The following is a 13,699-nucleotide window of genomic DNA, read 5'->3' as shown; positions in this document are numbered from 1 at the left end:
TATATTCCGGAATGAAAAACACCAGTGATTCGCAAGGGTCATTGCAGCTGTTACAACAGGGAAATTCAAAGACAGTATGACCGATACACCCGCGACGGAAAACGGCGTTACCGCCGAGTATGGCGCAGACTCGATCAAGGTCCTGAAGGGCCTCGATGCCGTCCGCAAGCGCCCCGGCATGTATATCGGCGATACCGACGACGGCTCCGGCCTGCATCACATGGTCTACGAAGTCGTCGACAACGCGATCGACGAAGCGCTGGCCGGTCATGCCGACCTCGTGACCGTCACGCTCAATCCCGACGGATCGGTCACGGTCACCGACAACGGCCGCGGCATCCCGACCGGCATGCATGACGAAGGCGTTTCGGCTGCCGAAGTCATCATGACCCAGCTCCATGCCGGCGGTAAGTTCGACCAGAATTCCTACAAGGTCTCCGGCGGTCTGCACGGCGTCGGCGTTTCCGTTGTCAATGCGCTCTCGGTCCAGCTGAAGCTCAAGATCCGCCAGAAGGGCAAGGTCCACGAGATGAGCTTCACCCATGGCGTGGCCGACGCGCCGCTTGCCGTGACCGGTGAGGCGGGCGACGAGACGGGCACCGAGGTGACCTTCCTTGCAAGCCCCGAGACCTTCACCAAGACCGAATACGATTATCCGACGCTAGAACATCGCCTGCGCGAGCTGGCCTTCCTCAATTCGGGTGTGCGCATCATTCTCACCGACAAGCGCCATTCCGACGTCAAGCAGGAAGAGCTGCTCTATGACGGCGGTCTGGAAGCTTTCGTGCACTATCTCGACCGCGCCAAGAAGCCGCTGATCGAAAAGCCGATCTTCTTCCGCAACGAGAAGGATGGCATCACGGTCGAAGTGGCGATGTGGTGGAACGACAGCTACCACGAGAATGTCCTCTGCTTCACCAACAACATCCCGCAGCGCGATGGCGGCACCCATCTTGCCGGCTTCCGCGCGGCGCTCACCCGCCAGGTCACCGGCTATGCCGATAGCTCCGGCATTCTGAAGAAGGAAAAGGTTGCGCTGACCGGCGACGACTGCCGCGAAGGCCTGACCGCCGTTCTCTCGGTAAAGGTGCCGGATCCGAAGTTCTCGTCGCAGACGAAGGACAAGCTGGTTTCGTCGGAAGTCCGTCCCGTTGTCGAAAACCTCTCGAACGAGGCGCTCAGCATCTGGCTCGAAGAGCATCCGGCTGAATCCAAGGTTCTCGTCGGCAAGGTCGTCGAAGCCGCTGCCGCTCGCGAAGCTGCCCGCAAGGCGCGTGAACTGACCCGCCGCAAGGGCGCTCTTGATATCGCTTCGCTGCCCGGCAAGCTGGCCGATTGCTCCGAGCGCGATCCGTCCAAGTCCGAAGTCTTCCTCGTCGAGGGTGACTCGGCAGGCGGTTCGGCAAAGCAGGGCCGTTCGCGTGAAAACCAGGCGATCCTGCCGCTGCGAGGCAAGATCCTGAACGTCGAGCGTGCCCGCTTCGACAAGATGCTGTCTTCTGCGGAAATCGGCACGCTGATCACCGCGCTCGGCACCGGCATCGGCAAGGACGAGTTCAACGCCGAAAAGCTGCGCTACCACAAGATCATCATCATGACGGACGCTGACGTCGACGGCGCCCATATTCGTACGCTGCTGCTGACCTTCTTCTTCCGCCAGATGCCGGAGCTGATCGAGCGCGGTCATCTCTACATCGCCCAGCCGCCGCTCTATAAGGTGGCACGCGGCAAGTCGGTGCAGTACGTCAAGAACGAAGGCGCTCTCGAAGAATACCTGATTGGCCAGGGCCTCGAAGATGCGGCCCTGAGGCTTGCCAGCGGTGAAGTTCGCGTCGGCCAGGATATGCGCGAAGTCATCTCGGACGCGCTACGCCTTCGCACGCTGATCGACGGTCTGCACTCCCGCTATAACCGCGCCGTCGTCGAACAGGCGGCGATTGCCGGTGCGCTGAATGCCGAGGCCGTCAGCGATCGCGCCCGCGCCGAGCAGCTGGCGTCCGACGTTGCCGAGCGTCTCGATATCATCGCCGAAGAAACCGAACGCGGCTGGGAAGGCGGCCTGACGAGCGAAGGCGGTCTCCGCCTCGAGCGCATGGTCCGCGGCGTCAAGGAAGTCGTTATCCTCGATATGGCTTTGATCGGCTCGCAGGACGCGCGTCATATCGATCAGATCTCGTCGCGCCTCAAGGAAATCTACGACGTTCCGCCGAAGCTCTCGCGCCGTGATGGCGACACCGAGATTGCCGGCCCGCGCGCTCTTCTGGACGCAATCTTCGCCAGCGGCCGCAAGGGCCTGACGATGCAGCGCTATAAGGGTCTTGGCGAAATGAATGCCGAACAGCTCTGGGAAACGACGCTCGATCCGAACGTCCGCTCGCTGCTGCAGGTCAAGGTCGCCGATGCGACCGATGCCGATGGCCTGTTCGCCCGTCTGATGGGCGATGAGGTCGAGCCGCGCCGCGAGTTCATCCAGGACAACGCGCTGAGCGTCGCAAACCTCGATATTTGATCGAATTTGAACAAGGAAAAGGCCGCGCAACGACAGCTGCGCAGCCTTTTTTGTTTCTACGCCAATGATTTAGTCGGCGATGAACTTGCCGTTGAAGGCGACTTCCGAGAGCGGCTTGCGCTGGCTCGGAAATTCCCGCGCCTGGTTGCGTTCGGAAAGCACGCTCTTGTCTGCGAGACGACCGAATGCAATGCCCGCTTCGACGCGGTAGCCTTCCGGGATCTCGAAAGTCTTCATGATCTCGTCATGCTTGATGCCGCCCATGCCGTGGGCATAGAAGCCAGAAAGCCGCGCCTGCATGGCGAAATAGCCCCAGGCCGTACCGGCATCGAAGGAATGCGTGTAGCTCTTCTTGCCTTCGGAGAACTCGCCGCTGAAGCCGCGGGAAACGACGAAGAGCAACGCTGAAGCATTCTTCGCCCATTCCTGATTGGCCTCGACCAGCAAACCAAGCAGCGTCTCGAAATGCTCGGAGCCCTTCAGCGCGTAGATGAAGCGCCAGGGCTGCTGGTTGGCGGAGGAGGGCGCCCAATGGGCGGCGTCGAGGATGGTCAGAAGCTGCTCTTCGCTAATGACTTCGCCGGTGAAGGCGCGCGGCGACCAGCGGTCGAGAAACATGGCATCGATCGGAAATTGGGATTCGCGGCTGTTGCTTTTGGTCATGGGTGGGGGCTCCTGTCCATTGTCGCCTACCGTCATATTTCCGGCCTCCACCCTTTGGCAAGCGCGAGACCGAGCGAAGCGTGCACAGTCTGTTTCAAAATTCTGGGCCTCCCACGCGCGCGAATAAGCGGTAGGTAAGCGGCAACGTGACGATCAGGAGGCATGGCCGTGCTGGTGAATGGAAAATGGACCGAAGATTGGCAGCCGGTGCAGGCGACCGATGCGAAGGGCGGCTTTGTCCGCCAGACCTCGAGTTTCCGCAATTGGATCACGCCGGATGGCTCGGCCGGGCCGACCGGCGAGGCGGGCTTCAAGGCCGAGGCCGGGCGCTATCATCTTTACGTCGCCTATATCTGCCCCTGGGCATCGCGCACGCTGATGGGCCGGGCTCTCAAAAGGCTTGAGGATGTGATCACCGTCTCCGTCGTCGAACCGGCGCTATCGCGACAGGGCTGGCAATTCGGTGACTATCCGGGCGCGACCGCCGACACCGTCAACGGCGCGACCTATATGCATGAAATCTATACGAAAGTTGCACCTGATTTCACCGGCCGCGCGACCGTTCCCGTCCTTTGGGACAAGCAGAAGCAGACAATCGTCAACAACGAATCCGCCGATATCCTGCGCATGCTCAATAGCGGTTTCGGCAATCTCGCCAAGAATGACCTCGATCTTTACCCGGCTGCCAAACGCGCGGAAATCGATGCGTTCAATGAGCGGATTTACCCAAATCTCAACAACGGCGTCTATCGCGCCGGCTTCGCGACGACGCAGATCGCCTATGAGGAAGCCTTCGCCGACGTCTTCAATTGCCTCGATTGGGTCGCCCCGCAGCTCGAAGGACGATCATTCCTTTTCGCCGATCACCCGACCGAAGCCGATATCCGTCTGTTCGTCACGCTGGCCCGCTTCGATGCCGCCTATCACGGCCTCTTCAAATGCAATCTGCGCCGTGTCTCGGATTATTCCGCTTTGAAGGCGTTCTGCCGCCGCATGCTGGATTGGCCGGGCGTCGCGGCCACCGTGAACATCGACCATATCAAGCGCGGCTATTACTCGATCGAGAAGCTCAATCCGACGCGGATCGTCCCTGTTGGCCCAGATCTCGCGGAGATTTTTTGAGCGCGCCGTACCGCTTCACTGAAAACCCGTAATGACAGTGCGGGCCAACTGGGTCATAGGTGCCTTCCCACTGCTTTTCGATGAGGAGGACACCCCATGAAACTGATGCGTGTTGGCGAAGCCGGCAGCGAAAAGCCTGCAATTCTCGATGCCGATGGCAAGATCCGCGACCTCTCGGCGCATGTCGCGGATATTGGCGGCGCTACGATTTCGCCGGATGGCCTGAAGAAGATCGCGGCACTCGACCCCAAGAGCCTGCCGGAGCTCGCGCCGGGCCGCATCGGCCCCTGCGTTGCCGGCACCGGCAAGTTCATCTGCATCGGCCTGAACTATTCGGACCACGCTGCCGAAACCGGCGCAACGGTTCCTCCGGAGCCGATCATCTTCATGAAAGCCACCTCGGCGATCGTCGGCCCGAACGACAACGTCATCATCCCGCGCGGTTCTGAAAAGACCGACTGGGAAGTCGAGCTCGCCGTCGTCATCGGCAAGACCGCAAAATATGTGTCGGAAGCCGAAGCCCTTGATTATGTTGCCGGTTACTGCGTCTGCGACGACGTCTCCGAGCGTGCTTTCCAGACCGAGCGCTCCGGCCAGTGGACGAAGGGCAAGTCCTGCGACACCTTCGGCCCGATCGGCCCCTGGCTCGTCACCAAGGATGAAATTCCCGATCCGCAGAACCTCGGCATGTGGTTGACCGTCAATGGCCAGAAGATGCAGGACGGCTCCTCGAAGACCATGGTCTATGGCGTCGCCTTCCTGGTTTCCTATCTCAGCCAGTTCATGTCGCTGCATCCGGGCGACGTGATCTCGACCGGCACGCCCCCTGGTGTCGGAATGGGCCAGAAGCCGCCGCGCTATCTGAAAGCCGGCGACGTCGTCGAACTCGGCATCGAGGGCCTCGGCACCCAGAAGCAGACATTCGTCGCCGATCGTTGAACAGCGGTCTCTTAACGATTGAAGAGCATCATGATGCCGGGGATGTGATGCCCCGGCATTTTCTTTTGCAGTGCGGATACCTATGTTGCTATGCAACAAAAGCCTGTTAATCTGCGTTGAAGTGCCAGCAGAGACGATGGAAAGAAGTGTGTGCCTGCCTCCAATGGCGCCGTCTTTTCCGGTAAAGAAAGGTGGCGCATCCGATGTTTTACCAGCTCTATGAACTGAACCATGCCGCAATGGCGCCCTTCCGGGCCGCCGCCGATGTGATGCGGCTTGCCTATGCCAATCCGCTCAATCCTTGGTCCCAGACCCCCTTCGGCCGAACGATTGCCGCCAGCCTCGAAATGTTCGAGCGCACCACCCGCCGCTACGGCAAGCCGGAGTTCGGCCTGCCCGAGACCGTGATCGGCGGCAAGAAGGTGAAGGTTCGCGAAGAGATCGTCTGGTCGCGCGCCTTCTGCAATCTCCTGCATTTCTCCCGCAATCTTCCTGCCGCCCATCGCGATCCGCGCATCCTGATCGTCGCACCGATGTCCGGCCACTATGCAACGCTGCTGCGCGGCACGGTCGAAGCGTTGCTGCCGAGCGCCGATATCTACATCACCGATTGGATCGACGCCCGCATGGTGCCGATGACCGAGGGCACTTTCGATTTCGACGATTACGTCGACTACGTCATCGAGATGCTGCATTTCCTCGGTCCGGACACGCATGTCATCGCCGTCTGTCAGCCCTCCGTGCCGGTCCTTGCGGCCGCTGCGGTAATGGAAGAGGCGAACGATCTGCTGTCGCCCGCGTCGATGACTCTGATGGGCGGCCCGATCGATACCCGCATCAACCCGACGGCCGTCAACAAGCTCGCAAAAGACAAGCCGTTGGAATGGTTTGCCGATAACGTCATCATGAATGTTCCCTGGCCGCAGCCGGGCTTCATGCGTCCCGTTTATCCGGGCTTCCTGCAGCTGTCGGGCTTCATGTCGATGAATCTCGACCGCCATGTGATTGCGCACAAGGAATTCTTCATGCACCTCGTGAAGAACGACGGTGAGCCGGAGAAGCATCGCGACTTCTACGACGAATATCTGGCGGTCATGGACCTGACGGCGGAATTCTACCTGCAGACCGTCGATCGGGTGTTCATCAAGCACGCGCTGCCGAAGGGCGAACTCGTCCATCGCGGCAAGCTCGTCGATCCCTCGGCAATCCGCAATGTCGCGCTACTCACTGTCGAAGGCGAGAATGACGACATCTCCGGCGTCGGCCAAACCAAGGCCGCCCAGACGATCTGCACCAACATCCCCGACAACATGCGCATGCACTACCTGCAGCCCGATGTCGGCCATTACGGTGTCTTCAACGGCTCACGTTTCCGCCGCGAGATCGCGCCCCGCATCGTCAGCTTCGTCAACGAGCACTCCCGCTCGTCGAAGCCTTCGGTCAAGCGCGTCATCAAGGGCGGTAAATCCGCCTGAGTTAGCGGATGCTGAATTAATCAAGCCCGCTCAAGGCTTTGTCCGATTTTGCCGGAAATCGCCTTGAAGGCGCGGGTAGCGGTAACCACATCGATTTTCAGCATTCGGTATTCTGCCGGGTGCAGAAAGCGAGGATACCGCACGATGAACCAGTCAGCATTGCTCCGCCCGGATTGGACTCCGGCTACCATTGCCTTGATGGTGCTCGGCTTCGTGGTCTTCTGGCCCCTGGGCCTGGCCATGCTTGCCTATATCATCTTCGGCGAACGCCTTCGCGGCTTCAAGCGCGATGCTAACAGCACGGCCGATAGCTTCTTTGCAGGCTGCCGCCGCTCGCGTGACCGTTACCGCCCGCATTTCACCACCGGCAACGTCGCTTTTGACGATTGGCGGAAGGCCGAACTCGACCGCATCGAGGAAGAGCGCCGCAAGCTCGACGAAATGCGCGAGGAGTTCGACAACTACATGCGCGAACTTCGCCGCGCCAAGGACCAGGAAGAGTTCGACCGCTTCATGCGCGATCGCAGGAACGCCAAGCGCGACGACAACGGCCCGGTCGCCGAGTTCCAGACGCCGTAACCGGTGCCCGGAAATGAGGATCGAACCGGCATCCCCGATGCCGGTTTTTCTTTGCCCGGATTTGCCGCGAATCGTATAGAAAAGCCCTATGTTTCCGCTTCTTTCAAAGCCGCGGCGGCCTGCCGCCCGAAAGCCTGCGCCGCCTGAAACGCGGACGCTTGACGTGGCGGGCCGGCTGATGCCGCTGACGATCAAGCAGCATGATCGCGCCACGCGCATCACCCTGCGCATCGAGCCCGGCGGCCGGGCGCTGAAGATGACCGTTCCCCGCGGCCTGGCGCAGCGCGAAGTCAACGCTTTCCTGGACCGGCATCAGGGCTGGCTTCTAACCAAACTTGCAAAGTTTTCGCCGGAGACCGGCCTTCGCGACGGCGGCGAGATCCTTTTCCGCGGCATTCGCCACCGGATCCAGCATACCGGCAGCCTGCGTGGCCTGACGGAAACCGCGATCATCGATGGCTACCATGTCCTCAAGGTCAGCGGCATGCCGGAGCATCTCGGCCGGCGGATCGCCACCTTCCTGAAAAAGGAAGCCCGCGCCGATCTGGAGAGACTGGCGCATTTCCACGCCCGCTCGATCAAGGCGCCGATCAAGTCGATCTCGATGAAGGATACCCGCAGCCGCTGGGGATCCTGCTCTTCTGAAGGCAACCTGAGCTTTTCCTGGCGCATCGTCATGGCGCCGCCATCTGTCATCGATTATCTCGCCGCCCATGAAGTAGCCCATCTCAAGGAGATGAACCACGGGCCGCGCTTCTGGGCGCTGTGCGAAAAGCTCTGCCCGGATATGGACGAGGCCAAGGGCTGGTTGAAGCGCCATGGCAGCCTGCTTCACGCCATCGATTTCGAGTGAGCGGAAACCGCGGGAAATTAAGCCTTCGTCGCAAATTGGCTCGACTCAGCAGCCTTTTCGTGTCACTCCGCTGCCATGAAACCGGACATCAAAATCTGCGGCCTCAAGACTGCTGAGGCGATTGACCGCGCGTTGGCGCGCGGCGCGACCCATATCGGCTTCATCTTCTTCGAAAAGAGCCCGCGCTATATCGAGCCGGACGTCGCCGGAAGGCTTGCCGAGGCAGCCCGTGGCAAGGCCAAGATCGTTGCCGTCACGGTGAACCCCACCAACGACGATCTCGATGAAATCGTTGCGCTTTTGCGCCCGGATATGATTCAGCTGCACGGCGATGAAAGCCCGGAACGCGTTTTGACCATAAAGGCCGTTTACGGTCTTCCGGTCATGAAGGCCTTCTCGGTCCGTACCTCCGAAGATCTGCAGCGCGTCGAGGCCTATATCGGCATTGCCGACCGGTTCCTGTTCGATGCCAAGCCGCCGAAGGGCTCTGAATTGCCCGGCGGTAACGGCGTTTCCTTCGACTGGAGCCTGCTCGGCTGGCTTGACGACAGCGTGGATTACATGCTTTCCGGAGGGCTGAACAAGGATAACATTGCCGAAGCCATGGCGATAACCAAGGCGCCGGGTATCGACGTTTCCTCCGGTGTCGAGAGTGCCCCGGGTACCAAGGACGTCGCGATGATCGACAGATTTTTCGATGCGGTCGAGAAGGCGTGTGAGCCCGAAACCGTTTCAGGGAGTTGAGAGTGAACGATACGCCTAAACCGAACTCTTTCCGTTCCGGCCCCGATGAAGACGGCCGTTTCGGCATCTATGGCGGCCGCTTCGTCGCCGAGACGCTGATGCCCCTGATCCTCGACCTGCAGGCCGAGTGGGACAAGGCGAAGAACGATCCGGAATTTCAGGCGGAACTGAAGCATCTCGGCACGCACTATATCGGCCGCCCGAGCCCGCTCTACTTCGCCGAACGCCTGACGGCTGAACTCGGCGGCGCGAAGATCTATTTCAAGCGCGAAGAGCTGAACCACACCGGCTCGCACAAGATCAACAACTGCATCGGCCAGATCCTGCTGGCCAAGCGCATGGGCAAGACCCGCATCATCGCCGAAACCGGTGCCGGACAGCACGGCGTTGCCTCGGCAACCGTTGCCGCCCGCTTTGGCCTTCCCTGCGTCGTTTACATGGGTGCGACCGACGTCGAGCGTCAGGCGCCGAACGTGTTTCGCATGAAGCTCCTCGGCGCCGAAGTGAAGCCGGTAACGGCTGGCCACGGCACGCTGAAAGATGCCATGAACGAGGCGCTGCGCGACTGGGTCACCAATGTCGAAGACACCTATTACCTGATCGGTACCGCTGCCGGTCCGCATCCCTATCCGGAAATGGTTCGCGATTTCCAGGCCGTCATCGGCACCGAAGCCAAGCAGCAGATGCTGGAGGCCGAAGGGCGTCTGCCGGATCTCGTCGTCGCGGCCGTCGGCGGTGGTTCGAATGCGATCGGCATCTTCCATCCGTTCCTCGATGACCAAAGCGTCAAGATCGTCGGCGTCGAAGCCGGCGGTAAGGGCCTGCAGGGCGATGAGCATTGCGCTTCGATCACCGCCGGTTCGCCCGGCGTTCTGCACGGGAACCGCACCTATCTGCTGCAGGACGGCGATGGCCAGATCAAGGAAGGCCATTCGATTTCGGCGGGCCTCGACTATCCCGGCATCGGCCCGGAGCATTCCTACCTGAACGATATCGGCCGCGTCGAATACGTGCCGATCATGGACCACGAAGCGCTCGAAGCTTTCCAGACGCTGACGCGCCTCGAAGGCATCATTCCGGCGCTCGAGCCGTCGCATGCGCTGGCTGAAGTCATCAAGCGCGCGCCGAAGATGGGCAAGGACGAGATCATCCTGATGAACCTCTCCGGCCGCGGCGACAAGGACATCTTCACTGTCGGCAAGATTCTCGGAATGGGTGCTTAAGTCATGACTGCTCGTATGGACAAACGCTTTGCCGACCTGAAGGCCGAGGGCCGCCCGGCGCTCGTCACCTATTTCATGGGCGGCGATCCGGATTACGAAACCTCGCTCGGCATCATGAAGGCGCTGCCGGAAGCCGGTTCGGATATCATCGAGCTCGGCATGCCCTTCTCGGATCCGATGGCCGATGGCCCGGCGATCCAGCTTGCAGGCCAGCGCGCGCTGAAGGGTGGCCAGACGCTCAAGAAGACGCTGCAGCTCGCCGCCGACTTCCGCAAGTCCGACGATGCAACGCCGATCGTCATGATGGGTTACTATAACCCTATCTACATTTACGGCGTCGAAAAGTTTCTCGATGATGCTCTCGCTGCCGGCATCGACGGCCTGATCGTCGTCGACCTGCCGCCGGAAATGGACGACGAGCTCTGCATTCCGGCGATCCGCAAGGGCATCAACTTCATCCGCCTGGCAACGCCGACGACGGATGAGAAGCGCCTGCCGGCCGTTCTGAAGAACACTTCGGGCTTCGTCTATTATGTCTCGATGAACGGCATCACCGGCTCGGCTCTGCCCGATCCGTCGCTGGTCTCGGGTGCCGTGAAGCGCATCAAACAGCACACCGATCTGCCTGTCTGCGTCGGCTTCGGCGTCAAGACGGCCGACCATGCGAAGGTCATCGGCGGCTCGGCTGATGGCGTCGTCGTCGGCACCGCCATCGTCAATCAGGTGGCCACAAGCTTGACCAAGGACGGAAAAGCGACAGCTGATACGGTTCAGGCCGTTGCCACGCTCGTCCGCGGTCTTTCATCCGGAACGCGTTCGGCGCGCCTTGTTGCTGCCGAATAGTGTCCCCACATTGGCTGTAGTCAATCAGGAGTTTTTGATTTGAACTGGATCACCAATTACGTCCGCCCGCGGATCAATTCCATGCTGGGCCGCCGTGAAGTTCCGGAAAATCTCTGGATCAAGTGCCCGGAAACGGGCGAGATGGTCTTCCACAAGGATCTGGAAGACAACAAGTGGGTCATCCCTGCTTCCGGCTATCACATGAAGATGCCGGCAAAGGCACGCCTGGCCGACCTGTTCGACAATGCTGAATATGAAGCGCTGGTCCAGCCGAAGGTGGCTCAGGACCCGCTGAAGTTCCGCGATTCCAAGAAATACACCGACCGTCTGCGCGACAGCCGCCTGAAGACCGAGCAGGAAGACACGATCGTCGCCGGCGTCGGCAAGGTTCGCGGTCTGAAGCTCGTCGCCGTCGTTCACGAGTTCAACTTTATGGGCGGCTCGCTCGGCATTGCTGCCGGTGAGGCGATCGTCAAGGCATTCGAGCGCGCTATCGCCGAAAAGTGCCCGCTCGTCATGTTCCCGGCTTCGGGCGGCGCCCGCATGCAGGAAGGCATTCTCTCGCTGATGCAGTTGCCGCGAACGACCGTTGCCGTCGACATGCTGAAGGAAGCTGGCCAGCCTTATATCGTCGTCCTCACCAACCCGACAACGGGCGGCGTCACGGCGTCCTACGCCATGCTCGGCGATATGCATCTGGCAGAGCCGGGCGCTGAAATCTGCTTTGCAGGCAAGCGCGTCATCGAACAGACGATCCGCGAAAAGCTGCCGGAAGGCTTCCAGACCTCGGAATACCTGCTGGAACACGGCATGGTCGACATGGTCGTGAAGCGCCACGATATCCCGGATACGCTGGCGCGCGTCCTGAAGATCCTGACGAAGAAGCCGGCAAACACCGTTGCAACGAATGGCAGCGCGGTCGCCCTAGCAGCGAGCGCCTGATCGATCCAGAACCTGCCTCAGCGGAGGGCCGAATGATACCCAGGGGTCAGACCGTCGTGAGCGAGGCAGCACAGGAAATCGACAAGCTCTTGGAATTGCATCCCAAGGGCTTCGATCTTTCGCTGGAGCGGATCACCCGCCTGCTCGAAATTCTCGGAAACCCGCAGGACAAGCTCCCGCGGGTTATCCATGTTGCCGGGACCAACGGCAAGGGATCGGTGACGGCCTTCTGCCGCGCGCTGCTTGAAGCGGGCGGCTATAGCGTCCACGTCCACACCTCTCCGCATCTGGTCAACTGGCACGAGCGCTACCGCATGGGCGTCAAGGGTGGCCGCGGCGAGCTCGTCGAAGACGCCGTCTTTGCCGATGCCGTGCGCCGCGTCGCCGAAGCCAATGCCGGCCAGAAGATCACCGTCTTCGAAATCCTGACCGCTGTCACCTTCCTGCTCTTTTCAGAGCATCCGGCCGATGCCGCGGTGATCGAAGTCGGCCTCGGCGGCCGCTTCGATGCGACCAATGTCATCTCCGATCCGGCTGTCTCGGTTATCATGCCGATCTCGCTCGATCACCAGCCCTATCTCGGCGACCGCGTCGAGCTGATCGCCGCCGAAAAGGCAGGCATCATGAAGCCGAAGCATCCGGTCGTGATCGGCCAGCAGCCCTATGATGCCGCCCTCGAAGTGCTGATGTCGACTGCCGAGCGGCTGCATTGCCCGACCGCCGTCTACGGCCAGGACTTCATGGCTCATGAAGAATATGGCCGCCTGGTCTATCAGGATGAGTTCGGCCTTGCCGATCTGCCGCTGCCGAGGCTTCCCGGCCGCCATCAATATGCCAATGCCGCCGCCGCCATCCGCGCCGTCAAGGCTGCGGGCTTCGTCGTCACGGAAGCGATGATGGAAAAGGCACTGGGAAGCGTCGAGTGGGCCGGCCGTCTGCAGCGGCTCACCGATGGCCGGCTGATGGCGAATGCGCCCGCTGGCGCCGAAATCTGGGTCGATGGCGGGCATAATCCCGGTGCCGGCGAAGTGATTGCTGAGGCCATGGCGAATTTCGAAGAGAAGCAGCCGCGGCCGCTTTATCTGATCACCGGCATGATCAACACCAAGGATCCCGTCGGCTATTTCAAGGCATTTGCGGGTCTGGCGGAAAAGGTCTTCTGCGTTCCGATCCGCGGCAGCGATGCGATGATCGACCCTGTCATTCTCGCCAACGCGGCCTATGATGCCGGTCTGGTTGCCGAGCCGATGTCAACGGTCAGCGAAGCGCTCGATGCGATCAAGGAAATCCTCGATCCGGCTAAGCCGCCGCCGCGCATCCTGGTCGGCGGGTCGCTCTACCTCGTAGGCGACGTGCTCTCGGACAATGGCACACCGCCGAAATGAAAAAAGCCCGGTCGAAACCGGGCTTTTTTATTGAGATATCAACGCGCATCAAGCGGCGCTGGAAATCCAGTTCGACAGGGCCGTCTTCGGAGCGGCGCCGACCTTGATGTCAGCCACTTCGCCAGCCTTGAAGATTGCGAGCGTCGGGATCGAGCGAACGCCGAACTGGGCAGCCAGTTCCGGGTTTTCGTCGATGTTGAGCTTGGCAACCTTGACCTTGCCGGCGAGCTCGGTCGAAATTTCTTCGAGGCTCGGAGCGATCATCTTGCACGGGCCGCACCACTCGGCCCAGAAATCGACAACGACGGGCTCTGCGGATTCCAGAACTTCCGACTGGAAGTTATTGATATCGACTTTCACGGTAGCCATAGGCTGCTCCTTTGCGGGGAATTTGCTGTTGACCCACATGTGATGGTGCGGCG

General features: G+C 60.8%; 13 protein-coding genes. 11 read left to right on the top strand and 2 right to left on the bottom strand.

The window, feature by feature from the left end:
* Positions 1 to 76: 76 nt before the first annotated feature.
* Positions 77 to 2,509 (top strand): DNA topoisomerase (ATP-hydrolyzing) subunit B, encoded by a 2,433-nt coding sequence (gene gyrB, locus ACQZ5H_RS19880; protein ID WP_449098830.1) that lies wholly within the window; start codon positions 77 to 79, stop codon positions 2,507 to 2,509.
* Between the two features lie 69 nt (positions 2,510 to 2,578).
* Here gyrB and ACQZ5H_RS19875 read toward each other — a convergent pair whose 3' ends face one another.
* A complete protein-coding gene (locus ACQZ5H_RS19875; RefSeq protein WP_449098829.1) occupies positions 2,579 to 3,172 on the bottom strand; it encodes a nitroreductase family protein in 594 nt (197 codons plus the stop codon).
* Positions 3,173 to 3,340: 168 nt separating this feature from the next.
* Here ACQZ5H_RS19875 and ACQZ5H_RS19870 point away from each other — a divergent pair, with 168 nt between their 5' ends.
* From ACQZ5H_RS19870 to ACQZ5H_RS19825, 10 genes are all read left to right on the top strand, one after another.
* Positions 3,341 to 4,294 carry a glutathione S-transferase family protein gene (locus ACQZ5H_RS19870; RefSeq protein WP_449098828.1) on the top strand — a complete coding sequence of 318 codons (954 nt, stop codon included), beginning with the start codon at positions 3,341 to 3,343 and terminating at the stop codon, positions 4,292 to 4,294.
* Between the two features lie 96 nt (positions 4,295 to 4,390).
* Positions 4,391 to 5,233: a fumarylacetoacetate hydrolase family protein gene (locus ACQZ5H_RS19865; protein WP_449098827.1), complete on the top strand. Its 843-nt coding sequence runs from the start codon at positions 4,391 to 4,393 to the stop codon at positions 5,231 to 5,233.
* A gap of 203 nt (positions 5,234 to 5,436) precedes the next feature.
* Positions 5,437 to 6,708, top strand: a complete 1,272-nt coding sequence (locus ACQZ5H_RS19860) for a polyhydroxyalkanoate depolymerase (RefSeq protein WP_449098826.1) — start codon at positions 5,437 to 5,439, stop codon at positions 6,706 to 6,708.
* A gap of 144 nt (positions 6,709 to 6,852) precedes the next feature.
* Complete coding sequence (locus ACQZ5H_RS19855) at positions 6,853 to 7,287, top strand: DUF2852 domain-containing protein (protein WP_449098825.1); 435 nt, start codon at positions 6,853 to 6,855, stop codon at positions 7,285 to 7,287.
* 88 nt (positions 7,288 to 7,375) lie between these two features.
* Entirely contained in the window at positions 7,376 to 8,140 is a 765-nt protein-coding gene (locus ACQZ5H_RS19850; RefSeq protein WP_449098824.1) for a M48 family metallopeptidase, read from the top strand.
* Between the two features lie 75 nt (positions 8,141 to 8,215).
* Positions 8,216 to 8,884: a phosphoribosylanthranilate isomerase gene (locus ACQZ5H_RS19845; RefSeq protein ID WP_449098823.1), complete on the top strand. Its 669-nt coding sequence runs from the start codon at positions 8,216 to 8,218 to the stop codon at positions 8,882 to 8,884.
* A gap of 2 nt (positions 8,885 to 8,886) precedes the next feature.
* Entirely contained in the window at positions 8,887 to 10,107 is a 1,221-nt protein-coding gene (gene trpB, locus ACQZ5H_RS19840) for a tryptophan synthase subunit beta (RefSeq protein WP_112718014.1), read from the top strand.
* 3 nt (positions 10,108 to 10,110) lie between these two features.
* A complete protein-coding gene (gene trpA / locus ACQZ5H_RS19835; RefSeq protein WP_130282937.1) occupies positions 10,111 to 10,950 on the top strand; it encodes a tryptophan synthase subunit alpha in 840 nt (279 codons plus the stop codon).
* Positions 10,951 to 10,989: 39 nt separating this feature from the next.
* Complete coding sequence (gene accD, locus ACQZ5H_RS19830; RefSeq protein WP_449098822.1) at positions 10,990 to 11,892, top strand: acetyl-CoA carboxylase, carboxyltransferase subunit beta; 903 nt, start codon at positions 10,990 to 10,992, stop codon at positions 11,890 to 11,892.
* A gap of 32 nt (positions 11,893 to 11,924) precedes the next feature.
* Entirely contained in the window at positions 11,925 to 13,277 is a 1,353-nt protein-coding gene (locus tag ACQZ5H_RS19825) for a bifunctional folylpolyglutamate synthase/dihydrofolate synthase (RefSeq protein WP_449098821.1), read from the top strand.
* A 48-nt stretch (positions 13,278 to 13,325) separates the two neighbouring features.
* On the opposite strand, the gene trxA is transcribed toward ACQZ5H_RS19825, so the two are convergent.
* Positions 13,326 to 13,685, bottom strand: coding sequence for a thioredoxin (gene trxA, locus ACQZ5H_RS19820; RefSeq protein WP_162708728.1), 360 nt, complete (start codon positions 13,683 to 13,685; stop codon positions 13,326 to 13,328).
* Between the last annotated feature and the right edge of the window lie 14 nt (positions 13,686 to 13,699).

The sequence above is a fragment of the Rhizobium sp. 21-4511-3d genome (assembly GCF_053522545.1).
This window is presented reverse-complemented; position numbering and strand designations above follow the sequence as displayed.